The following is a 23,050-nucleotide window of genomic DNA, read 5'->3' as shown; positions in this document are numbered from 1 at the left end:
AGCCGCAATAGTAAAACAACTATTGCGGCTTTTTTATGTGTAGACAATTTCAAGCTTTCCTTTTGTTGATACTTTGTATCGCCGGTTCCGCGCATGCGCAGTCTAACGGTACTGATCCTGTAGATCTTGTAAATCCATTGATGGGTACTGCGAGCAAACCGAGTTTATCCAACGGTAATACCTATCCGGCGATAGCCGTGCCATGGGGAATGAATTTTTGGACCCCACAAACGGGTAAAATGGGTGATGGATGGGCTTACACGTATGATGCAGACAAAATCAGGGGCTTTAAGCAAACCCATCAGCCTTCGCCCTGGATGAATGACTATGGCCAGTTCTCTGTTATGCCTGGTACAGGAAAGCTGAAGTTTAATCAGGACGATCGCGCCAGCTGGTTCTCCCACAAATCAGAAATTGTAAAACCATATTATTATAGTGTGTACCTCGCAGATGCAGATGTAACGACAGAGTTAACCACAACAGAGCGTGCTGCACAATTCCAGTTTACCTTTCCTAAAACAGACAGTGCCTTTGTGGTAATTGATGCTTTCGATAAAGGATCTTATATCAAAATTATTCCTAAGGAAAGAAAAATCATTGGCTACAGTACAAGGTATGCCCGTGGACCCTTACCGAATTTTAAAAACTACTTTGTAATCTATTTTGATCAGCCTTTTGCATTAAACCATACCTGGCATGCAAATACTTTAGCTAAAGATACCCTGGAAATGACCAGCACGCACGCAGGTGCCATTGTTGGTTTTAAGACCGCCAAGGGGCAGCAGGTGCATATGCAGGTAGCTTCTTCATTTATAAGCTTTGAACAGGCAGATATCTCCTTAAAAAGAGAACTAGGTAAAGACAATTTTGAAGCGACCAAAAAGAAGTCGAGAGCCATCTGGAATGCTACATTAAGCAAAATCAAAGTAGAAGGCGGCACTCCCGAACAAACAAAAACCTTTTATTCCAGCCTATACCGCACCCTGTTTTTTCCAAATAAACTATATGAACTGGATGCAAAACAACAGATCGTTCACTGGAGTCCTTACAATGGCAAAACTCTACCCGGATATATGTTTGCGGGTACTGGATTTTGGGACACCTTCAGGGCATTGTATCCCTTTCTTAACCTGATGTATCCATCCATTAATAAGGAGATGCAAGAAGGCTTGATTAACGATTATAAGGAAGGTGGCTGGTTGCCGGAATGGTCCAGTCCGGGATATGCGAATATTATGATCGGCAATAACTCGGCATCTGTAGTATCTGATGCCTATATTAAAGGAATGCGTGGTTATGATATCGAAACGTTATACCAGGCACTGACACATGGTGCAAATAATGAAGGGCCGATTAGCGCTGTAGGCAGGGCAGGGGTAAAGTATTATAACGAGCTTGGATATGTGCCATACGATGTAAAGATCAATGAGAATGCGGCACGCACGCTGGAATATGCATACGACGATTTTACAATTTACCAGCTCGGCCGTGCGCTAAATAAGCCGAAGGCAGAAACAGAGATTTATGCAAAACGTGCGATGAACTATAAGAATTTATTTGATCCGGCTTCAGGGTTGATGCGTGGAAAAAATAAAGATGGTTCATTCCAATCACCATTCAGCCCTTTCAAATGGGGTGATGCTTTTACCGAAGGAAACAGCTGGCACTACAGCTGGTCCGTATTTCAGGATATCAATGGTTTGGTTAAATTAATGGGAGGTAACAAGAATTTCGTAAATAAGCTGGATTCTGTTTTTATTCTGCCTCCAACGTTTGACGATAGCTATTATGGTGGGGTTATCCATGAGATCAGGGAAATGCAAATTGCCAATATGGGTCAGTATGCCCATGGCAACCAGCCGATACAACACATGATCTATCTGTATAACTACGCGGGCGCACCATGGAAAACACAATATTGGGTTCGTGAAACGATGAACAGAATGTATCAGGCTACGCCTGATGGGTATTGTGGCGATGAAGACAACGGTCAGACTTCGGCATGGTATGTCTTCTCTGCTATGGGATTCTACCCGGTAACTCCGGCAACAGACCAATATGTACTCGGAGCACCATTATTCAAAAAAATCACGCTAAGCCTGGAAAATGGTAAAACAGTCCAGATCAATGCAGCAGCAAACTCCGCACGCAATAAATACGTGCAGACAATGCAGTACAACGGCAAGCCATACGAAAAGAACTGGCTCAGTCACGCTGAATTGCTGAAAGGAGCGGTATTGAACTTCAGTATGTCGGCAACACCCGATCTGCAGCGCGGTACCAAGGAATCAGCATTCCCTTATTCTCTTTCTACAGATCCCGGAAGGTAGCTGAATTTAATAATACACAAAGAGACTGCGTCTTCCATACTGGAAGACGCAGTCTCTTTTTTTTGTTCATAGTATCTGGGATGATCACGTCCCGATTCCCGATATTTTTCGCCCAAAAAAATCGCTCAGATACATTGATCTTCATACCATTAAACAGGGAGATAACAAGGATACTACAGGGGGATAACAGGGACATAACAGGGGCAAAAGCCTATTAGATCCGTTTTATTATATTTTAATTAAACGGTAAACTGTCTGTATTTTTATTGCCACATCCGGGTTGATCTATGATTTGAATGACTTTTTAAATACGACTATTTTATGCCCAACTGCCGGGTAATTTGTAAGTAAATGTGGATGAAAAATGCAGGCATACTAAAAGAGCCCGGCATCATTGATGTCGGGCTCTCAGTTATAAATTTGAATGCGGTTTTTTAGTTGCGCATCATTTTCAAGAAGGCAGCGATTTTTGACTTCATTGCTCTGCGGTCCACAATGAAATCGAGGAAGCCATGTTCCTGAACGAATTCAGAAGTCTGGAATCCTTTAGGCAAATCTTTTTTGATCGTTTCTTTGATAACCCTTGGGCCGGCAAATCCGATTAGTGCACCAGGCTCGGCAATGTTGATGTCGCCAAGCATCGCGTAGGAAGCAGTAACACCGCCTGTAGTCGGATCTGTCAATAAGGAGATATAAGGAACTTTAGCCTGACTTAACAATGCTAACTTAGCGGATGTTTTTGCCATTTGCATTAAAGAAAATGCTGCCTCCATCATCCTGGCTCCACCAGATTTCGAGATCATAAGGAAGGGTACTTTATGTTTTATGCTGTAATCGATAGAGCGGGCAATTTTTTCGCCTACTACAGAACCCATTGAGCCACCAATGAAATTAAAGTCCATACAGGCTACAACGAGTTCTTCGCCATCAACTTTGCCATGAGCAGCCCGTATCGCATCTTTTAAGCCTGTTTTGGCCATGCTATCTACAAGACGGTCTGTATATGGTTTTGTATCTGTAAACTTTAATGGATCTCCTGAGGTTAGGTTGGGGAACAGTTCAGTGAACTCGTTGTTGTCAAACAGGACCTGAAAATATTCTGCAGATCCTACTCTCAAATGGTAGTCACAATAATGACACACATATTTGTTTTCGATCAGGTCAGCGCTATGTAAAGCCTTTTTGCAATTAGGACACTTGTTCCATAAACCGTCAGGCGCTTCTTTTTTCTCTTCGGTAAGTGTGCTGATACCTTTTTTTTCTCTCTTAAACCAAGCCATGTTATTAGTTGAAAAATGCGACTACAAAGAAACGAAAAAAAAATTGAACAGCGATGAATGGTTTGTCCTTATGTTAAGTTAAAATAAAAGACCTATAGATTTGCCTGAAACTATATTTTTCCTAACTTCGGCATATACAAATTTTAAAAAACATGAGTTTAAAAGGCTACAAAGGCGTAATTTACGGAGATGCCGTTCAGGAATTATTTGAACAGGCTAAGAAACATCAGTTTGCATTGCCAGCTGTGAATGTGACCGGTACAAATACGATTAATGCCGTTATGGAGACTGCAAAGGCAGTAAATTCTCCAGTGATGATTCAATTGTCAAATGGCGGTGCACAATTTTATGCAGGTAAAACCCTGAATAATGACAAATTACAGGCCTGTGTTCTGGGCGCTGTATCTGCAGCAAAACATGTTCATTTATTAGCTGAACACTACGGCGTTGCCGTTGTTTTACATACAGATCATGCTGCAAAAAAATTATTACCATGGATCGACGGACTGTTGGATCATGGCGAGCAGTTTTTTGCTGAGCATGGTAAACCATTGTTTTCTTCTCATATGTTGGACCTGTCTGAGGAGCCTATTGAAGAAAATATGGAGATCTCTGCAAAATATCTGGAGCGCATGGCTAAAATGGGCATGACTATCGAGATTGAGCTGGGTGTTACCGGTGGAGAAGAAGATGGTGTTGATAACAGCGATGTTGACAGCTCTAAATTATACACCCAACCTTCTGAGGTAGCTTATGCTTACGAAGAATTAAGTAAAGTTAGTGATAAGTTTACCGTAGCTGCTGCTTTTGGTAACGTACATGGTGTATATAAACCAGGGAATGTTAAGTTGCAGCCGGTAATTCTTAAAAATTCTCAGGATTTTATCAAAGAGAAATTTGGATTGACTGCTGAGAAACCTATCAATTTTGTATTCCATGGCGGATCGGGTTCTTCTCAGGAAGAAATCAGAGAAGCTATTTCTTACGGAGCCATCAAAATGAATATCGATACCGATATGCAATGGGCTTTCTGGGAAGGTATCCTGGATTACTATAAAGCAAATGAAGCTTATCTTCAGGGACAGATTGGCAATCCTGACGGTGAGGATAAACCAAACAAAAAATACTATGATCCACGTGTGTGGTTGCGTAAAGGTGAAGAGACCTTTGTTAAACGTTTAACTCAGGCTTTCGAAGATCTGAACTGCAGAGACGCGAGCGATAAATTGTAAATTAAGTTTTTTATAGAGGCCATAAGTTATGCTTATGGCCTTTTTTTTGTACCATGAGCATTATGGAAATCCTTGAAGTAAAAAAAATAAGCAGTCAGGAAGAGCTGGAAAAAGCGTTTGCTATCCGGAAGATCGTCTTTGTTGACGAGCAAGGTTGCCCGCCAGAGCTGGAGTGGGAAAATGAAGATGTGTCAACACATTTTCTGGCAACCATGGACAACCAGCCTGTTGGTGCTTGTCGCTGGCGTAAAACAGATGCTGGCTATAAGCTGGAGCGTTTTGCGGTGCTTAAAGAATACCGCGGCAAGCGCGTAGGGCAGGCCCTTGTTGCTGCAACACTGGCTGACCTACCTGTAGATGCCCCTTATGTATATTTGAACGCACAGATTGATGCCGTAGGCCTGTATAGCAAGTTTGGCTTTGCTGTGGAAGGTGAACAGTTTGAAGAGGCCGGGATCCAGCACTTCAAAATGGTTAAAAAATAATTATCCCTTTCCGAATACGGTTGATGACATGGCCATCGCTTCTTCCCATTTTGAAAGGTTGAGCGCTGGCCCTTTTTGTTGGGTATTTAGATAGCTGAGTACCCGTTCTGTAGCCATATTCCCGGTTAAGGCATCGCTTGCCATTGGGCAGCCGCCATATCCTTTCAGTGCACTGTCAAATCTTTTGCATCCACTTTCAAATGCTGCCCGGATCTTTTCATCACTTTCTGAAGGTGTGGTGTGGAGGTGGAGGCCGACTTCAGTATTTGGGAAGAGCCTTTGCATGTACGGCAATACTTCTGCAATCTGGCTGGGTGTGGAGATTCCTGTGGTATCAGATAGAGATAGGATCTCTACGCCTGATGCTACCAATTCTGATGCCCGTTGTTCCAGAATTTCTATACTCCAGTCATCACCATACGGATTTCCGAAACCCATTGATAAATAGACTACAGCTTTCTTTGCTGCACGGTCGCAATGCTCCAGCATTTGTGATACCGTATCCAGAGACTGCGTGATACTTGAATTGGTGTTCCTTTGCTGAAAGGTTTCAGAAATAGAAAAAGGAAATCCAAGATAGTCTATCTCCTGATGTTGAACGGCAGCTTCAACGCCTTTGAGGTTGGCTACAATGGCAAGTAGCTTAGTTTTTGTACTGCTGAGATCAAGCTGTGCCAATACTTCGGCAGTGTCTCTCAATTGAGGGATGGCTTTGGGTGAAACGAAACTTCCGAAGTCGATAGTATCAAAACCCACTTGTAGCAAAAGGTTGAGGTAATTGGCCTTGACGTTAGTATCTATAAAATGATGCATGCCCTGCATGGCATCCCTGGGACATTCTACAAGCTTAATCTCCTGATTCATGTTACAAATATACAAACAAAAAAGGTGTGCCTTATGGGGCACACCTTTCGAAATATTGTTGCGGAATTACTTCCTATTTTGATTTTCCTAAATCTACTACGATTGGTGTAGAGATACATAATGATGAGTAAGTACCGATTACACGTCCAAGCAATAAAGCGAAGATGAATCCTCTGATACTGTCTCCACCGAAGATGAAGATCACAAGCAATACGAAGAATACTGTCAATGAAGTCAGGATTGTTCTGCTCAAAGTGCTGTTTAGTGCAAAGTTGATTACTGTATTACGTTCTTCGCCATGAATATCCTCTTTACCTGTTTCAGCAAGTTTCTCACGAATCCTGTCGAATACAACAACTGTTTCAGTCATGGTGTAAGACATTACCGTTAAGATCGCAGCGATGAAATCCTGACCGATCTCCAGAGAGAAAGGAAGCACGCCATCAAGGATAGTATAGAATGATAATACCAGCAGTACATCATGGAAGAGTGCAATTACGGCACCCAAGCCATAGTTGAGTTTCTTAAACCTCACGATGATGTATACAAACATAATCAGACATGAGAACAAGATTGCGCCGTAAGCACTGTAAACTAAGTCACTTGCAATGATAGGTCCAACTTTCTGGTTACTCTCAATGGTGTATTTGGTATCAGTTTTAGCCAAACCAGCTCTCAAAGCGTCTTCTACAACTTTATCAGCATTCAATGCAGGATCAGAGATGTGGAATGTTGTTGTGATTTTAAGTTCGTTTGCCTGACCTGCAGTTTTAACTTCTGGAGCTTCGTTATCAAAATACGGAGTCAGTTTTGCTTTTACATCTTCAGTGTTCATTCCTTTATCGAAATGTACAATGTAATAGCGACCTCCTTTGAAGTCGATACCCAATCTCAGTCCACCATTTTTGAAGTACATTCCTATACCTGCTAAAATGATAACTGAAGAAATGATATAGTAGATCTTTCTGCGTCCAACGAAGTTGAAGGCAATGTTTTTGAAGGCATGTAAAGTTACGCTGTTACCGAAAGTGATGTTGCTGTTTTTGTTCAACAAACCTTCGAATACCAGACGGGAGATCAATACGGCACAGAACAATGAAGAAAGGATACCGATACATAGCGTAGTAGCAAATCCTTGTACTGGTCCGCTTCCGAAGATGTAAAGGATGATACCCAGGATTAAGATCGTAACGTTTGAGTCAATAATAGAAGGCATTGCGTGTTTGAAACCTTCTTTGATGGCTAATGCAGTGCTTTTTCCTTGCAGCAATTCTTCTCTGACCCTTTCAAAGATCAGGATGTTCGCATCAACAGATAAACCGATTACGAGAATGATACCTGCGATACCCGGCAACGTTAATACTGCACCCAGAGAAACCAGGATACCCATTATGAAGAACAGGTTGATCAACAAAGCTAAGTTGGCTACCCATCCTGCTTTGTTATAATACAAGGCCATAAAGATCAGGATCACCACAAATGCAAGTACGAAAGATAACAAACCGTTATCGATAGCAGCTTGTCCTAAAGATGGACCAACAACGAACTCACCCACAATGCGTGCAGGAGCAGGAAGTTTACCAGCTTTTAAGATGTTTGATAAATCTTGAGTATCGTTTACAGTGAAGTTACCTGTGATAGAAGAAATACCGTTAGGGATTTCATTTTGAACCGTAGGAGCAGAGTATACTGCATTGTCAAGGACAATAGCAATCGATTTTTTATTGTTTGGATCAGCAGATGCTTCAGCAGTGATTTTTTTCCATTTAGCAGCACCGTCACCAGTCATGTACATGGTTACTTCAGGTTTGCCTTTTTGATCGTAATCATGACGGGCATCGCTGATTGCATCGCCACCTAAATCTGGTTTGCCATCGGCAGAGGTAACTTTGATTGCATATAATTCAAAAACTTTAGAACCTTCGATAGGCTTAACACTCCACATAAATTTGAAGCTCGAAGGAACGATAGAAGCAATTTCAGGTCTTTTCAGGTAGCTGTTTACTTTTGCAGTATCTTTTTGTGCAGTCCATCCAACAACTGGTCCCGGGCGTAAAGCTGGTTGTCCGTTTTGACCTGTATAGGTTGGGACGTTCAGAACAGCGAACAACGGATTGTTTTTTGTAGCCTCTAGTTGTTTAGCAACAGAATCTTTGGTGTCGGTTTTTTTACCAAGACCAGCAAGTTTACTTTCAGTTTTAGCAGCAGTATCTTTTACAGCTGTTGCGGTAGTGTCTTTCAAAGTTGAAGCAAGTGTCTTGTTGATGTTCTCCATCACGCTATACACTTCTTCATTTTGATATACTTGCCAGAATTGTAATTCTGCAGAACCTTGAAGCAATTTGTGAATTCTTTCTTTGTCCTGTACACCTGGCATCTCGATCAGGATACGGTTTGTACCTTCCTGTTTTTGCATGTTCGGACTCACAACACCAAATCCGTCGATACGACTTCTGATGATGATGAATGAACGGTCGATTGCGCTGGTCGCTTCTTTTGACAAATAGCTTTTTACTTCAGCATTGCTCGCATCGCCTTTTAACTGCTGTGCGTTATCCTGAGTTGCAAAGAAATCTGCAAGTTTGCCGTTAGGGCTTAATTTTTCATAGTTGTTTACAAACAGGCTGATGAAATCTTTTCCGCCAGCGTTCAATTCAGTTTGTGCATTTGACACAGCCTGATTGAAATTTGCATCAGTAGGGTTGTTCGCAAGAGATTTTACCAACTCGGCCAAAGAAATCTCCATGGTCACGTTCATACCACCTTTTAAGTCAAGACCTAAATTGATTTCTTTTGATTTACAGAATTCGTAGTTGAAACCGAATACTGGATAAACCGGCACAGTAGCCATAGAATCTAAATAGGCTCTCTCTTTGATAGGATCGCCTTTAGCATATGCTTTCGCATTTTTTTCTACGTTCGAGGTAACGAAATTGAACGAGAGAGAATACACACAGACAATACCTAAGAGTATTGCCATAAATTTTATAAAACCTTTACCTTGCATTTGTTGTTTGTAATTATTGTATCTGGTATAATTTTTTTTAACAAGTCGGCAAATCTAATTAAATTTTTAATTTATAGACTGCCTTATTTGAGTTTTTATTTTGAGGGTCAACTATTTGCTTTCAAGCGTCTCAAAAGTGAATGCAACCTCGTTTTTCTCATCAGGAAGGTGGCTTTCGGAGCTCACAACTGTCCATTTACTGCGATCAAGCTCCGGGAAGAACGTATCGGCATCATAATTTTCGTGTACTACGGTAAGGTAGATCCTGTTTGTCAGGCTTAAAGCCTGGGTATAGATCTGTGCTCCGCCGATAATGAAAACTTCTTCCTCATGTGCACAAAGGGCTAATGCGTGTTCTATGGTATTTGTGACCTCTGCTCCTATAATCAGCAGATCTTCCTGGCGGGTAACCACGATATTTCTGCGGTTTGGCAGGGCCTTGCCCATAGAGTCAAAGGTTTTTCTTCCCATGATCACAGTATGTCCACTGGTAATCGTTTTAAAATGTTTCAGGTCTGTGGGCAGTTTCCACAGAAGTTTGTTGTCTTTGCCAATGGCGTTGTTCTCGGCTATGGCTACAATGATGGAAACGATCATACGGCTACTGCTCCTTTGATATGTGGATGTGGATCATAATTTTCGAGCGTGAAATCCTCAAACTTAAAGTCGAACAGGTTCTTCACATCAGGATTCAACTTCATCGTTGGAAGGAGTTTCTCGGTACGGCTCAACTGTAGTTTAGCCTGTTCGATATGGTTGTTGTACAGGTGCGCATCTCCGAGGGTATGGATGAAGTCGCCATATTCAAGATCACATACCTGTGCCACCATCATGGTGAGCAGGGCATAAGATGCAATATTAAATGGAACACCCAGAAATATATCGGCACTGCGCTGATAAAGCTGACAGCTCAATTTTCCATCGGCTACATAAAACTGAAAGAATGCATGACAGGGTGGGAGCGCCATGCTGTCGATTTCGGCTACATTCCATGCAGATACAATGATCCTTCTGGAATCAGGATTGTTTTTGATGGTATCAACGATTTTGGCAATCTGATCTATGGTGCCACCTTCGGGGGTTGGCCACGACCGCCATTGAGATCCGTAAACAGGACCCAGGTCGCCATTTTCGTCGGCCCATTCATCCCAGATTTTAACGTTATTTTCTTTAAGGTACCTGATATTGGTATCTCCTGAAAGAAACCAGATCAGTTCGTGTATGATGGACTTTAAATGCAATTTTTTTGTGGTCACCATGGGGAAGCCCTCGGCTAGGTTAAAGCGCATCTGGTAGCCAAACACGCTGATTGTGCCCGTTCCGGTACGGTCATGTTTCTGCGCACCATGATCGAGTACATGCTGCATCAAATCTAAATATTGTTTCATGATCTTAATTAGCGAAACACAAAACTATCATTTTATTCGCTGGCAGAACATGAAAAATATTAAAATTAAATCAAAATAACGTTTGTGGCTGCATTAGTATTTTTAAGTTTGCGTATTCTATATTAACAGACAGATATGCTTGCATTTGCCAATGCCAAAATCAATATTGGACTAAACATCACAGAGAAGCGCGCCGATGGGTATCATAACCTGGAGACTGTTTTTTATCCTGTGCGGCTTCACGATGTTATAGAAATTACGGATGCTGAGGAATTACATTGCGTGGTTAAGGGAATCTCTTTTGCTGGTAATGAAATGGATAATATCTGTGTGAAGGCCTTCAGGTTACTCCAGCAAGACCATAACCTCCCTGCGCAGCAGATTACTTTGCTAAAGAACATCCCTGTTGGTGCAGGATTGGGTGGGGGGTCTGCAGATGCGGCATTTCTGATAAAATTATTGAACGAGCGGTTTAATATTGGATTGTCGGTGGCTGAAATGGAAGATTATGCCAGGCAACTTGGTGCTGATTGTGCTTTCTTTGTCCGTAACACACCAGTGTTTGCTTTTGATAAGGGTGATCAGTTTGAAGATGTTGAGCTGGATTTGTCAGCTTACTGCATTGTGCTGGTGATGCCACCTATACATGTCTCGACCGCAGTTGCCTACGCCGGTGTTAAGCCAGTAAAACGAAGTGCTGACCTGAAGGTCAATATTACTTTACCGGTAAGCAGTTGGAAGGATAGTGTGACCAATGATTTTGAAATTTCGGTTTTTAAGGAATTTCCTGAGATTGGTCATATCAAAAACAAATTGTATGAACATGGCGCCGTATATGCTGCGATGAGTGGCAGTGGGGCCTGTGTATTTGCTATATTTGAGCATCAAATCTCATTACCCGATCTTGAAGTTAACAATCGGGTATATTACAACGTTTAAAATGAATCTTCCCATGGAAATTAACCTGATCAGGAAAAACGATAAATTTAATTTTGAAGCCGAGAACGCAATGGGTCAGACCGTTGAGCTTGATGCTAAGCCGGAGATTGGTGGGACAGGCAAAGGATTCAGGCCAATGGAGATGCTTTTGGTTGGTCTTGGGGGGTGTAGTGGGATAGATATGGTAAATGTGCTGACTAAGCAAAAAGAGCCATTGGATGATATCCGTATTTCGATCAGGGCGAGCAGGAAGGATGAAGAGATGCCACCAATTTTTGATGTGATCAACATCCATTTTATACTTTCTGGTGCTTTAAATCCACAGAAAGTCGAACGTGCACTCGCGCTTACTTTCGACAAATACTGCTCGGTATCTAATATACTCGGCCGGTCAGCCGAGATCAAATTCAGTTACGAAATCTCAGCTTCCTAGCTGATATAATCTTTGTCTTCATCACTCAGTGCTGATTTTGCAGGTACTTCTACTACCTCTGCATGGTCGTCGTAGCTGCTATAGGTGCGTTTTGGTTTACCGGCAATAAAACCGAGCACGAAACCGATTAGGGTACACACACCAATCACAACGAGTTTAGAGATGTTGACTTTGTCTACGAGGAAGTTGAATTCTACGGCGTCTGTGTTAATCACCAGGAAAATCGTAATGATGGCGGTGAATAGAATGATGAAAACTGTTTTGGCGGTCATTTTTAGAAGGTATAATTAACAAAAAATTCTACAATTGGTTTTTGATGGTAGCTCTGGTTGATGAATACAAATCTCGTGCCCACGTCGACAAGTGGCTGGTATCTCAATAAATTCATGTCGCTGTGAAATTCCATTCCAAAGGTTTTCGGTTGCGCGAGCGTGGTTTCATTGCCGATGTTTTCGTAATGGAGAAAGATGCCACCCCTAATGTTTCTGATGTATGCCAGTGGTCCGACTTCTGCATCGGGAAAAGCAATAGGGAACCTGTAGTTGAATAGTAAAGTGTTGATGAGCTTGCTTTTAGCGAGGATGTTATTGTATCCGTAAACGGTATTAATTTCCACATTGTATCTCCTAACACCTGATGCCTGCTGGTAATTGAAGCTGGCCAGGAAGCTATGGTTTTTTGCAAGACCTGGAAAATAGGCGAAGCTTTCGGCTGAAAAAAGACTTCCAGCAAGATTGTTGTCGAACGGCTGGTGAAGGTAACGAAACCTGAGGATCTGTCCCCATTGCGGGGCAATATCGCGCTCTGCCTGACGGATGCTGTGTGATAACGTGATACCGTAGGTCATTGGGAAATTGAGGCTCGTAATAAAATTTGAGGGCATATTCTCAGCAGCGTACCGCTGGGTGTAGCTGGTAGCAACCGAGGCTGACAATCCATAGTTGTTGTTCAGGGCATTTAGGTTAACTGGGATGAGTGCGCTCAGGGAAGTATAGTTTTCGCGCCAGTCGCCCTGTTGCATGCCTTTGTTTGTGTTGTAGAATGTTCTTTTGGGTCTGTTGCTATAGTTGGCGGTAAAAATGGGGTAGAAACTTTTTAACGAGACGCCTGCATTGTATTCAAAGCGACGCAGGTCGCGGTAATAATTTACGCCAGCATAGGAATCCATGGTGTTAAGCAGATTGTTTGATCGCAGTTGCAATCCGCCGATATAGTCATTTTCAATAACCGGAATGACGCTGTGGATGTTAATGAGGTGACCGAGTTTGCGGTAAGGGGTGCTGAGGTAATTGCTGTCGGGAATATTTTCAAAGATATGGCCGGCATTTTCCTGTGCCGCCGCCTCCGCACCGAAAAATACAAAGTGATTCTGACCCAGCGTGTCAGGTATCAAGTCTGAAGTGGCCACTTCATAGCCACGAAGCCCATAATCGTTAAATACAAACTGATCTTTGTTTCTGGCTGGATTGAAATTGAAGGCGCCGAATTTAGAGGCGCTCAGAACGCTTATCTTTCTGGAGGCAGTGTCTATGTTGTAGATGTTATCGATACCGCTGTAATGAGCGTTAAACGCGATTCCTTTGGAATAAAATACTGGCCTGCTTAATTGCTGTCTTGAATTTCCAATTAAAAGCGTTTTTCTACCTGATTTTGTTGCTGTCCAGAGTGACTTTCCTTTTTCTGAAACGGAAATGTAGGTGATGGTATTTCCGGCCTCATTAAACGAAGGAGTTTGCAACATCAGGTTTTCTGCGTTTGGATAGACAAAACTGATTTTTCCGGTAAGGGCATCGATTTCGGTGAGCGCAACCCGATTGCTTAGGTCCACTGAGACTGTAATGATTTTTGTTGCATCTGATGAGAGGGAAGGAGAGAAGAGGCGGGAGCGGCGACTGAGTGTATTGAATTTTCCTGTTGCAATTTCGTAGCGGCAGATGACGCTGTAGCTGCGTTGCCTGAATCGTGGGTCGTATCTGATCTCGTCCCATACGATCACTCCGTTCGCGTAGCTGAACCAGGGTTGCTCCTGATAGCCGATAGCAAGTAGTGTGTGTTCTCTTTTGTTGCTGTCAATTGTGATGAACCGGGCCGTTTTTGCTTTGCTCTGTTTCAGGGTCAGCACCCTTCCATCAGGAAGCTCAACCGGCATAAAATAGTCTGTCGCATACCCTGCTTTCTTGTTCAGCAAGGTGTAGGTCTGGTGGGGTTGAAGTCCGTCCTGATCGAGCCATTTTTCATTCAGGATTTCGCTGGTGTACCGATACCATTGCGGACTTGTTTTACCGGAAAATTTGCGCAGACTTTTTGAGAAAGGATAGAGCCTTAACGGTCGGTTTTTAATATCAGTTAGCAGACTGTCGAAAATTGCTTTTCCAGCATTTTTTCTAATCAGGGAACTCATGAGATATCCGAGTTGATAATAGCCAGGAGTGACGTCTTTTTGGGAGCCGAAGTTGGCCTTGCTATAAGAGAATTTTTCGCCACTGAGCAGGCTTGTTCGGTAAGGCATGATCCATGCTGGCTGGCGTCCGCGACCCGATTGACTCAGGGAGGTTTCTGTGCTTACGGCATCGCCTTCAAAAAACCACAATGGGATACTTGCACCCATCCAGGCAAAGTAGACTTCTTCAGGAAAAGGGTAGGCTCGGCCGCTGGTAAGTTTGTCGAACTGTGCGGCGTGCCGGAGCTCATGGACAGCGAGATTATTTAGCCAGTCCTGACTATCGAATTGCTGCGGTGGAGTGGTGTTGAATTCTGACTTTTTAGGACCCAGCTGAACAAAGCCATTTGCGATCACGCCACGGTTCTGGAACACGATGGGAAGGGTGGTTTTGCGTAGGCCGAGGCTGGCCCCCTCATAGGGGAAAATGTGCCCGATTGTATTGGCCATCCTTTGAGCCTCGGTTTCCAGTTCGGCAGGGAAGATGATTTTGAAGCCGCCAGTATTAATCTGCCGCCAGTTTACACTAAGCGGGTTTTGTTCCCCTCCAAATAATTGCCCAAAAGAAACATGTGAAATTAATATTAATATAGATAGGGTTAAATATCTGAAAAAAATATACTTATGTTTATTAAAATGCTTCATTAATGCGAAATGCTAATATTTTTAGTTTTTAAAACGTGTTTTTGATTTTTACAAGTGAAGTATTATGGTAATTATGTAGTTATATAAATCTGATTATGAATGTAGTTATAGTTTTTGTATAAATCTATAAAAGCATTGTTTTTCGATAGATTTATTGGAAATTGTATGACATATCATCTTCTTTTTTAATTAATTTTTCTATTGATTGAATTCAGCTCTTAAGGTACACTATTTACGGCAAATTCTTTTGCATTTTTTTAGAATAATTCCTCGATGTGTATAACGAATTTTGCGCTGCGATTCAGGATTCAGCTATCCCTCCTACCCTTGTTGGGTTCGAAAACTAAGCTCTATTTTTGCGTTTTTTGTAAATGGGATAACCAAAAACAGAGCCAAGTATCAGAGCTGCTCCGAAGTAAAAACCAGTGGTCATGGTCTCCTTATTTCCAAAGAAAATGAAGGCTAGGATGATGCCGTAAACGGGCTCGAGATTGGTGATGAGCGCGACTCTGAAAGCCGACAATACGCGCATTACCGACACCCCTGCAACGTAGGCCAGTGCCGTGCAGATGGTACCTAGAATAAACAGGTAAATCCAATCGTGTGCACTTAGGTTGAATTGTTCTGTTTGTAGTGAATGGTCAAAAAATCGATAGAGCGAGATCCAGAAAAAGGCACCCAAAATCTCGTAAAATCCAATGATTGCCGCATCGGTTTTTTGTACCAGCGTGGAGTTGATAATGGAGAAAAGACTCGATGCGAGCGCAGCCGATAAGCCAAAAATAATGCCACTTGTATAGCTTGTTTCGAACTTGAAAATAAGATAGATTCCGGCAATGATTATGAGTCCGACAACAATATCTCCGGGCTCCATTTTAACTCGTTTTATGAGGGGCTCAAGTACTGCTGTAAAGAGGGTAAATGAGGATAAACAAACCAGTGTGACAGATACTGTCGAAACCTTGATGGCATGGAAAAAAAGTATCCAGTGCAGGGCTACAATACTACCTGTAAAGAAGAACTGCAAGAACTGTTTCTTGCTGATCAGAAGACTTGTTTTTGTGAGGCTGAAATAGAGGAAAAGTGTGATGCTTGCGATGCCCACACGGTACCAGACCATCTGTACTGCGTTAATCGAAATAAGCTCTCCCAGTATGCCGGTAAAGCCCCAAATAAAAACTGTCAAATGAAGGATAATGAGGTTTTTCGTGGCTGAGACTGGCGGGGTTTTAAGCATGTTATTTGGGGGCTTTGCGAAGTAAAATCAAGCCGAGTACTCCGAAAAATATGGTGGGTATTAAGACTGCTAACAGGGGCGGAATACCCCCTTTTAACGAGAACATCTTGGCAAATTGATTCAATACTATGTAGGCGAAACTCAGGAAAATGCCCATTCCGAGCGGTAGCCCTACGCCACCTCTAACCTTGCGTGATGAGAGGGCTACACCAATTAATGTCAGTACGAAGGCTGATAGTGGCTGTAAATAACGTTTGTACTGCTCGAACAGTAAGTCACTCATGATGCCCGAGCCGCGGATATTTTCCTTTTTGATTTTATCACGAAGTTCAGTATTACTCATGTTTTCGAAGACGTTATCGTAGGCGGAAAAGTCATCCGGCTTCATATCCAGTATGGTATCTTTTTTCTTGTCCCCACCGGTGACAAAGGTCTCTTTAAGGCCATCTATATTCCTGACTGTATAGTTGGAGATCTTCCAGGAGCGCTTAACAGAGTCCCAGGCGATCACATCTGCAACGATTTTCTGACGCATTTCATCGCCGTTAAAGTGCTCCAGCCTAAACTGAGAGCCAATATTGGTTCTGTTGTCAAATCCCCCGATAGATATATAAGTATGGTCATCCAGCTTCATATGAATCTGGTTTTTGATGAAAGGATCGTTTTTCTTAATGTAGTTATTCTCGAAGTTGTTCTTGATTTTGTTGGTATATGGAAGAATAAACAGGTTTGACGCCAGATTGGCGCTGAAAATGATGAAGGCTGAGATGAAGTAGGGTTTAAGAAATCTGTTGAAACTGACTCCGCCGCTTAAAATAGGGACGATTTCAGTTTGATCAGCCATCTTAGCCGTAAAGAAGATCACCGCGATAAAATTGATAAGCGGCGACAACATGTTGATATAGAAAGGAATAGATCCGGCATAGTATAATGTGATTACCTGCCATAAATTCAGATTATTGCCGAGGAAGTCATCGAGTTTTTCCGACAAATCAAAGATAATAATAATCACCACGAAGATAGATAGGGTATAAATAAATGTACCCAGATACTTCCCGATGATATACCTGTCAATAATTTTTAATCTGTTTGTACCCAGCTGCATCTATAGTTTTTGACCTAATACCTTAACCATCTTGTTCTTCCAGTCGTAAAAAGTCCCGTCAATGATCTTTTCTCTCGCCTGATTAACTAACCACAAATAGAAGTTTAAATTGTGCAGGGTTGCAATTTGCGCGCCTAAAATCTCTTTGGAGTGCATTAAGTGTCTTAAGTAAGCCTTTGAATAGACTTGATCTGCGAATAGGTCACTTTCGGCATCCAGTGGAGAATGATCGTCTTCCCACTTTTTGTTGCCGATATTAATGATTCCATTTCTGGTAAACAGCATGCCATTTCTAGCATTTCTCGTTGGCATTACACAATCGAACATGTCTACACCTAAAGCTATGTTTTCCAGTATGTTGATGGGGGTTCCTACGCCCATCAGGTATCGCGGTTTATCTTCGGGCAGGATATCACAGACCACCTCGGTCATGCCATACATCTCTTCCGCTGGTTCACCTACAGAAAGTCCGCCAATGGCGTTTCCCTCGCGGTTCATAGAAGCGATAAATTCAGCAGATTTTACGCGCAAGTCCTTATATACTGATCCCTGTACGATCGGGAAAAGTGTTTGTTCAAAGCCGTATTTTGGAGATGTTGAGTCTACACGTGCACAGCAGCGCTTAAGCCACCTGTGGGTCATGTTGATCGATGCAGCGGCATATTTATAATCACAGGGATAGGGGGTGCATTCATCGAAAGCCATGATGATATCTGCTCCGATGGTGCGCTGAATATCCATCGCATATTCTGGTGTGAACAGGTGTTTCGAACCATCAATATGAGAACGGAAGGTTACACCTTCTTCCTTGATCTTCCTTACTTTACTCAAGGAGTAAACCTGATAGCCGCCGCTGTCTGTCAGGATAGGGCGATCCCAGCCGATGAATTTATGGAGTCCGCCTGCATTTTCAAGGATACCCAGTCCCGGCCTAAGGTAGAGGTGATAGGTGTTTCCAAGGATGATCTGGGCATTAATGTCGTCTTTAAGCTCACGCTGATGTACCGCTTTCACGGTACCTGCCGTTCCAACAGGCATAAATATGGGTGTTTGTATATCGCCATGGGCTGTCGTAACTGTTCCTGCCCTTGCTTTGGAATGGGGATCTTGCGCTTGTAAGCTAAATTTCATATTAATTCTATCAAAAAATCTGTCAAAAGTAAGAAAAAACGCGTGATTACGGGCTTAAATTTTTTATCAACATAAACGAACATTACAGATTAAAAATCAGAAATTTGACCCTTCAAAAAATCATTCGTGGAATTAACTTTAGTAGAGCTCTGCCTTGCGGGCGTATTCATTTTTTGTTTTATCGTACAGCTGTATTTCAGCTTGTTTGTGCACCTTAGGTTACTAACTTATAAATCGGAAGAGCCATTGCCCACACCGCAAAAACCGATCACTGTCATTATTTGTGCCCGTAATGAGGCCAAAAATCTGACTGGGTTTCTGCCGCAGGTTCTGGCGCAGGATTATCCTGATTTTGAGGTTGTTGTTGTAAATGACAGGTCTTGGGATGGAACGGAAGAACTTCTGGAGCAATTTGCAAAAGACTATAGTCGTTTAAAGGTTGTTACTGTTGCTGAGGGTACCAAGTTTATTGCGGGGAAGAAGTTCGCTGTAACTATGGGGATTAAGGCTGCAACACACGAGTGGCTTGTTTTTACGGATGCAGACTGTTTTCCAGCTTCTGTAAACTGGCTTTCGGAGATGCAGCAACCTCCAGATGAGCATACCGAGCTAATGCTTGGGTATTCCCCTTATGTGCATAAAAGCGGCTTATTGAATGCGCTGATTCGATTTGAAACGTTCTTTACTGCTGTAAATTATCTGTCCTTTGCCATTAAAGGGATGCCATACATGGGTGTAGGACGCAATATGGCATACCAGAAATCACTTTTTTTTAAGAATAAGGGCTTTGCTGCACACATGCACATTCCTTCTGGTGATGATGACCTTTTCGTTAATGCGCATGCTACACCAACAAATACGGTAATCAGAGTTGCTAAGGATGCACAGGTATGGAGTGAGCCGAATACCAGCCTTGGTGCTTATTTAAAGCAAAAAAAGAGGCATTTTGGAGCTGGAAAGCTTTACAAAACGAAACATAAAGTGATCCTTACCAGTCAGATCGTTTTTCAGTTCTTATATTATATTGCGTTTGCAGCCTGTTGTTTTTTTAAGATGCTGCTGTTGCCTGCGATTGCATTGTTTGTGCTGAGCCTGATTATCCGTTCCTTCATTTATCCGAAATTGCTGAGGCGCCTGAGTTATCCCGGACTTGTGTGGTGGTTTCCAATTCTTGATATACTGCTATTTGTTTTCTTAGTCTTTAACGGCATTCTGTCTATATTTGTAAAAAAAATCCAGTGGAAATAAAATCGATAATCATTCAGCATTATTTCAAAAATCTTACCGAACAGCAGATCGAACGCTTTGACCGTCTTTATGATTTATACAGCTTTTGGAATGCTCAGATCAATGTGATATCAAGAAAAGATATAGATGAATTGTATGAAAGGCATATCCTACATTCACTGGGTATCGCTAAGTTTATTACCTTCAAACCGGGAGAGAAAGTCCTTGATGTAGGCACTGGCGGCGGATTTCCTGGAATTCCATTGGCCATTATGTTTCCCGAGACACAGTTTCACCTGGTCGATTCTATTGGAAAGAAAATCAAGGTTGTGACTGAAGTTGCTGCAGCGCTGGGGTTGGAGAACGTAACGGCCACTCATCTGCGTGCTGAGCAGGTACCAGATAAATATGATTTTGTCGTATCGAGGGCGGTTACTCGGCTTATCGACTTTTATCCCTGGATTAAAGATAAGTTTAATAAAAATTCCAAAAACGCTGTTGCGAACGGTATTTTATATCTTAAAGGGGGGGACCTTGCTGAAGAGATTGCTGAATCCAGGCTCAAGGCTGAACTTTACCCACTTTCTGCTTATTTTGAAGAAGAGTTTTTCGATACCAAATACGTGGTTTACATCCCGCAGTAAGTAAAATTTATTACCACATATCTATCTGAACGGATTAACTTAGCTGATGAGTACAATTCATCAGATTGGCCTGAGTTTGATTAAAAATGTTGGCCATATCACTGCTAAGAACTTATTGGTGACATTTGGCACGGCCGAAGCTGTCTTTCAGGCAAGCGCAGCTGACTTGCTGGCTACACCTGGGATCGGTGTAGGGATAGTTCGGGAAATTAAGTCAGGCAAAGCCCTTAAAGAAGCTGAAAATGACCTCATAGAGATTCAGAAAAGGCAGATTAAACCAGTTTTTTATACCGATGCCGACTTTCCTTCGCGGTTAAGGGAATGCCATGACGCGCCCATTATTATGTATTATAAGGGGCAGGCGAATCTAAACCGTCAACGTGTAGTTAGTATCGTTGGAACCCGAAAAGCAAGTGCTTACGGACGTCTGCTGTGCCGTCAGTTACTGGAAACATTGCGTCAGTACGATGTGCTGGTGGTTAGTGGACTTGCCTTTGGGATAGATGTGGCTGCACATCAAGAATGCCTGAATCAAAATGTGCCCACGGTAGGAATTTTGGGCCATGGCTTGGACCGGATGTATCCACGCCTTCATGAATCCATTGCGGGCAAAATGCTTGATCAGGGGGGGCTTCTTACTGAATTCCCGTTATTCACTAACCCTGACAAAGAAAACTTTCCAAAGCGAAACAGGATCATTGCCGGAATGGCAGATGTCACGATTGTTGTAGAGGCGGCTATAAAAGGCGGAGCGCTCATTACTGCAGAGCTTGCCGGATCTTATAACAGGGATGTATTTGCTTTCCCCGGACGCAGTACGGATGTGTATTCTCAAGGGTGTAATTTTCTGATCAAGACAAATAGGGCAGGACTCATTAATCATCCGGAAGACCTGATACAGATGATGAGCTGGGAGCAAAAAGAGCTTAAAGTGAAACAATTGGAGCTTTCCGTATTGCAGGCGCTTACTGAAGAGGAACGTAAAATAGTCGGATTTCTCCATGTTGCTCCTGCCAGGATTGATCAGATCGCTCAGCACGTCCAGGTGAAACAAAGTACACTTACCATGCATTTGCTGAGCCTGGAAATGCAGGGACTGATTGTACTTTCACCAGGACAACTTTACAAAGAAGGTTAATCATTATTTGGGCATTGGAAATATATAAGACTGTTAAGTAGTCTATTGAACTACTAGATTAAAATATAATTTTATATATTGATATTATTTAGAATTAAATTTCAAATTATATTTTATAAATAGAATATCAAACTACAAGCTGTACTTTTGTACTATGTGGTATAACAATATATTGGAGACCATCGGGAATACTCCGCTGGTAAAATTGAATAATATAACTAAAGAAATTGAGGCTACTGTTCTGGCAAAAGTAGAAACAACCAACCCTGGAAACTCTATCAAAGACAGGATGGCGGTTAAAATGATTGAGGATGCCGAGCGCAGCGGCAAACTGAAGCCTGGAGGTACAATTATCGAAGGTACTTCTGGTAATACGGGTATGGGATTGGCTATGGCGGCTATCATTAAAGGCTACAAATGTATTTTCACTACAACAGATAAGCAGTCAAAGGAGAAAGTTGATGCCCTGCGCGCGTTTGGTGCAGAGGTTATTGTTTGTCCTACCAATGTGGAGCCTGAGGATCCAAGGTCATACTATTCGGTTTCGTCACGTTTAGAGCGTGAGGTTCCTAATTCCTGGAAACCAAATCAATACGATAACCTTGCTAATACGCAGGCGCATTATGAACAAACAGGTCCTGAAATCTGGGCACAGACAGAGGGTAAGATTACCCATCTTGTTGTTGGTGTTGGTACCGGGGGTACAATTTCTGGAACCGGGAAATACCTGAAAGAACAGAATCCTAATATCAAGGTATGGGGTATAGACACTTATGGCTCTGTATTTAAGAAGTATAAAGAAACAGGCATTCTGGATAAGAATGAGATTTATCCATACATCACTGAAGGTATTGGAGAAGATTTTCTTCCTAAGAACGTTGATTTTGATGTAATTGATCTGTTTGAAAAAGTAACAGATAAAGATGCTGCACTGATGACACGTGATATTGCGCGTAAAGAAGGTATTTTTGTTGGTAACTCTGCTGGTTCTGCTATCGCTGGTTTACTTCAACTGAAGGATAAGCTGAAGCCTGAAGATGTGGTTGTCGTTATTTTTCATGATCATGGCAGCCGTTATATGGGGAAAATGTACAATGAAGATTGGTTGCGTGAACGAGGTTTCCTAAACGACGAGAAGCTAACAGCGAAGTCAATCCTAGCCAAAAAAGAGGCTGCGGAGATCATAACAATTGATCTTGAGAAAACAATTATTGAGGCTATTAATACAATGAACATGCTGAATATCTCACAGATTCCAGTCACTCAAAAAGGTATGGTTGTTGGAAAGCTTGCTGAAGGAGACATTTTGAAAGCTTTATTGGAGAATCCGTCTCTGAAATCTGCTCCGGTTCAGGAAATTATGTCGGCAACTTTCCCTTTCGTGGATATGAATACTTCGATAGATAAAATTTCTACACTGATTAATAAAGAAAACAGTGCTGTGTTGGTTGAGACTGCTGATGGTAAGTTTGACATCATTACACAGTACGATATCATCAATGCCATTTCTGGATAACCAGTATTA

General features: G+C 42.2%; 19 protein-coding genes. 9 read left to right on the top strand and 10 right to left on the bottom strand.

Annotation, left to right across the window (positions count from 1 at the left end; translation table 11 throughout):
- The first annotated feature begins 35 nt into the window (after positions 1 to 35).
- The gene (locus CLV32_RS05015; protein ID WP_133553002.1) at positions 36 to 2,330 is read left to right on the top strand and encodes a GH92 family glycosyl hydrolase; all 2,295 of its coding nucleotides are present in this window, start codon (positions 36 to 38) and stop codon (positions 2,328 to 2,330) included.
- Positions 2,331 to 2,764: 434 nt separating this feature from the next.
- On the opposite strand, the gene accD is transcribed toward CLV32_RS05015, so the two are convergent.
- Positions 2,765 to 3,610: an acetyl-CoA carboxylase, carboxyltransferase subunit beta gene (gene accD, locus CLV32_RS05010; protein WP_133552999.1), complete on the bottom strand. Its 846-nt coding sequence runs from the start codon at positions 3,608 to 3,610 to the stop codon at positions 2,765 to 2,767.
- A 152-nt stretch (positions 3,611 to 3,762) separates the two neighbouring features.
- Here accD and fbaA point away from each other — a divergent pair, with 152 nt between their 5' ends.
- Together fbaA and CLV32_RS05000 are read left to right on the top strand one after the other, a co-directional pair.
- Complete coding sequence (gene fbaA / locus CLV32_RS05005) at positions 3,763 to 4,842, top strand: class II fructose-bisphosphate aldolase (protein WP_133552997.1); 1,080 nt, start codon at positions 3,763 to 3,765, stop codon at positions 4,840 to 4,842.
- Positions 4,843 to 4,904: 62 nt separating this feature from the next.
- The gene (locus tag CLV32_RS05000; protein WP_133552995.1) at positions 4,905 to 5,327 is read left to right on the top strand and encodes a GNAT family N-acetyltransferase; all 423 of its coding nucleotides are present in this window, start codon (positions 4,905 to 4,907) and stop codon (positions 5,325 to 5,327) included.
- Here the strand turns inward: CLV32_RS05000 and CLV32_RS04995 are convergent, their stop codons facing one another.
- The 4 genes from CLV32_RS04995 to CLV32_RS04980 form a co-directional block, all read right to left on the bottom strand.
- On the bottom strand, positions 5,328 to 6,191 hold the full coding sequence (locus CLV32_RS04995; protein ID WP_133552993.1) for a hydroxymethylglutaryl-CoA lyase: 864 nt from the start codon (positions 6,189 to 6,191) through the stop codon (positions 5,328 to 5,330).
- 73 nt (positions 6,192 to 6,264) lie between these two features.
- Positions 6,265 to 9,198: a protein translocase subunit SecDF gene (gene secDF / locus CLV32_RS04990; RefSeq protein ID WP_133552991.1), complete on the bottom strand. Its 2,934-nt coding sequence runs from the start codon at positions 9,196 to 9,198 to the stop codon at positions 6,265 to 6,267.
- 111 nt (positions 9,199 to 9,309) lie between these two features.
- Complete coding sequence (locus CLV32_RS04985) at positions 9,310 to 9,795, bottom strand: dihydrofolate reductase (protein ID WP_133552989.1); 486 nt, start codon at positions 9,793 to 9,795, stop codon at positions 9,310 to 9,312.
- Entirely contained in the window at positions 9,792 to 10,586 is a 795-nt protein-coding gene (locus CLV32_RS04980; RefSeq protein ID WP_133552987.1) for a thymidylate synthase, read from the bottom strand. The genes CLV32_RS04985 and CLV32_RS04980 overlap by 4 nt, the downstream gene beginning before the upstream one ends.
- Positions 10,587 to 10,721: 135 nt before the next feature.
- On the opposite strand from CLV32_RS04980, the gene ispE reads away from it, so the two are divergent.
- Both ispE and CLV32_RS04970 read left to right on the top strand, forming a co-directional pair.
- The gene (ispE, locus tag CLV32_RS04975) at positions 10,722 to 11,525 is read left to right on the top strand and encodes a 4-(cytidine 5'-diphospho)-2-C-methyl-D-erythritol kinase (RefSeq protein ID WP_133552986.1); all 804 of its coding nucleotides are present in this window, start codon (positions 10,722 to 10,724) and stop codon (positions 11,523 to 11,525) included.
- A 13-nt stretch (positions 11,526 to 11,538) separates the two neighbouring features.
- Positions 11,539 to 11,958: an OsmC family protein gene (locus tag CLV32_RS04970; protein ID WP_133552984.1), complete on the top strand. Its 420-nt coding sequence runs from the start codon at positions 11,539 to 11,541 to the stop codon at positions 11,956 to 11,958.
- Here CLV32_RS04970 and CLV32_RS04965 read toward each other — a convergent pair.
- The 5 genes from CLV32_RS04965 to tgt form a co-directional block, all read right to left on the bottom strand.
- Positions 11,955 to 12,230 carry a LapA family protein gene (locus tag CLV32_RS04965; protein ID WP_133552982.1) on the bottom strand — a complete coding sequence of 92 codons (276 nt, stop codon included), beginning with the start codon at positions 12,228 to 12,230 and terminating at the stop codon, positions 11,955 to 11,957. The genes CLV32_RS04970 and CLV32_RS04965 overlap by 4 nt on opposite strands.
- 2 nt (positions 12,231 to 12,232) lie before the next feature.
- Positions 12,233 to 15,043, bottom strand: coding sequence for a TolB-like translocation protein (locus CLV32_RS04960; RefSeq protein ID WP_133552980.1), 2,811 nt, complete (start codon positions 15,041 to 15,043; stop codon positions 12,233 to 12,235).
- Positions 15,044 to 15,386: 343 nt separating this feature from the next.
- Positions 15,387 to 16,280, bottom strand: coding sequence for a DMT family transporter (locus CLV32_RS04955; protein ID WP_133552978.1), 894 nt, complete (start codon positions 16,278 to 16,280; stop codon positions 15,387 to 15,389).
- 1 nt (position 16,281) lies between these two features.
- Complete coding sequence (locus CLV32_RS04950) at positions 16,282 to 17,385, bottom strand: LptF/LptG family permease (RefSeq protein ID WP_133552976.1); 1,104 nt, start codon at positions 17,383 to 17,385, stop codon at positions 16,282 to 16,284.
- The gene (gene tgt, locus CLV32_RS04945; RefSeq protein ID WP_133552974.1) at positions 17,386 to 18,516 is read right to left on the bottom strand and encodes a tRNA guanosine(34) transglycosylase Tgt; all 1,131 of its coding nucleotides are present in this window, start codon (positions 18,514 to 18,516) and stop codon (positions 17,386 to 17,388) included.
- Positions 18,517 to 18,642: 126 nt separating this feature from the next.
- Between tgt and CLV32_RS04940 the strand changes: the two genes are divergently transcribed.
- From CLV32_RS04940 to CLV32_RS04925, 4 genes are all read left to right on the top strand, one after another.
- Positions 18,643 to 19,764 carry a glycosyltransferase gene (locus CLV32_RS04940; protein ID WP_133552972.1) on the top strand — a complete coding sequence of 374 codons (1,122 nt, stop codon included), beginning with the start codon at positions 18,643 to 18,645 and terminating at the stop codon, positions 19,762 to 19,764.
- Positions 19,755 to 20,387: a 16S rRNA (guanine(527)-N(7))-methyltransferase RsmG gene (rsmG, locus tag CLV32_RS04935; protein WP_133552970.1), complete on the top strand. Its 633-nt coding sequence runs from the start codon at positions 19,755 to 19,757 to the stop codon at positions 20,385 to 20,387. Before CLV32_RS04940 ends, rsmG begins: the two co-directional genes overlap by 10 nt.
- A gap of 46 nt (positions 20,388 to 20,433) precedes the next feature.
- A complete protein-coding gene (gene dprA, locus CLV32_RS04930) occupies positions 20,434 to 21,525 on the top strand; it encodes a DNA-processing protein DprA (protein ID WP_133552968.1) in 1,092 nt (363 codons plus the stop codon).
- A 154-nt stretch (positions 21,526 to 21,679) separates the two neighbouring features.
- The gene (locus CLV32_RS04925; RefSeq protein ID WP_133552966.1) at positions 21,680 to 23,041 is read left to right on the top strand and encodes a pyridoxal-phosphate dependent enzyme; all 1,362 of its coding nucleotides are present in this window, start codon (positions 21,680 to 21,682) and stop codon (positions 23,039 to 23,041) included.
- Positions 23,042 to 23,050: the final 9 nt, after the last annotated feature.

This window comes from Pedobacter duraquae (genome assembly GCF_004362245.1).
GTDB classification, from domain to species: domain Bacteria; phylum Bacteroidota; class Bacteroidia; order Sphingobacteriales; family Sphingobacteriaceae; genus Pedobacter; species Pedobacter duraquae.
The sequence above is the reverse complement of the archived record's forward strand: the minus strand, read 5'-3'. Positions and strand labels throughout refer to the sequence as shown.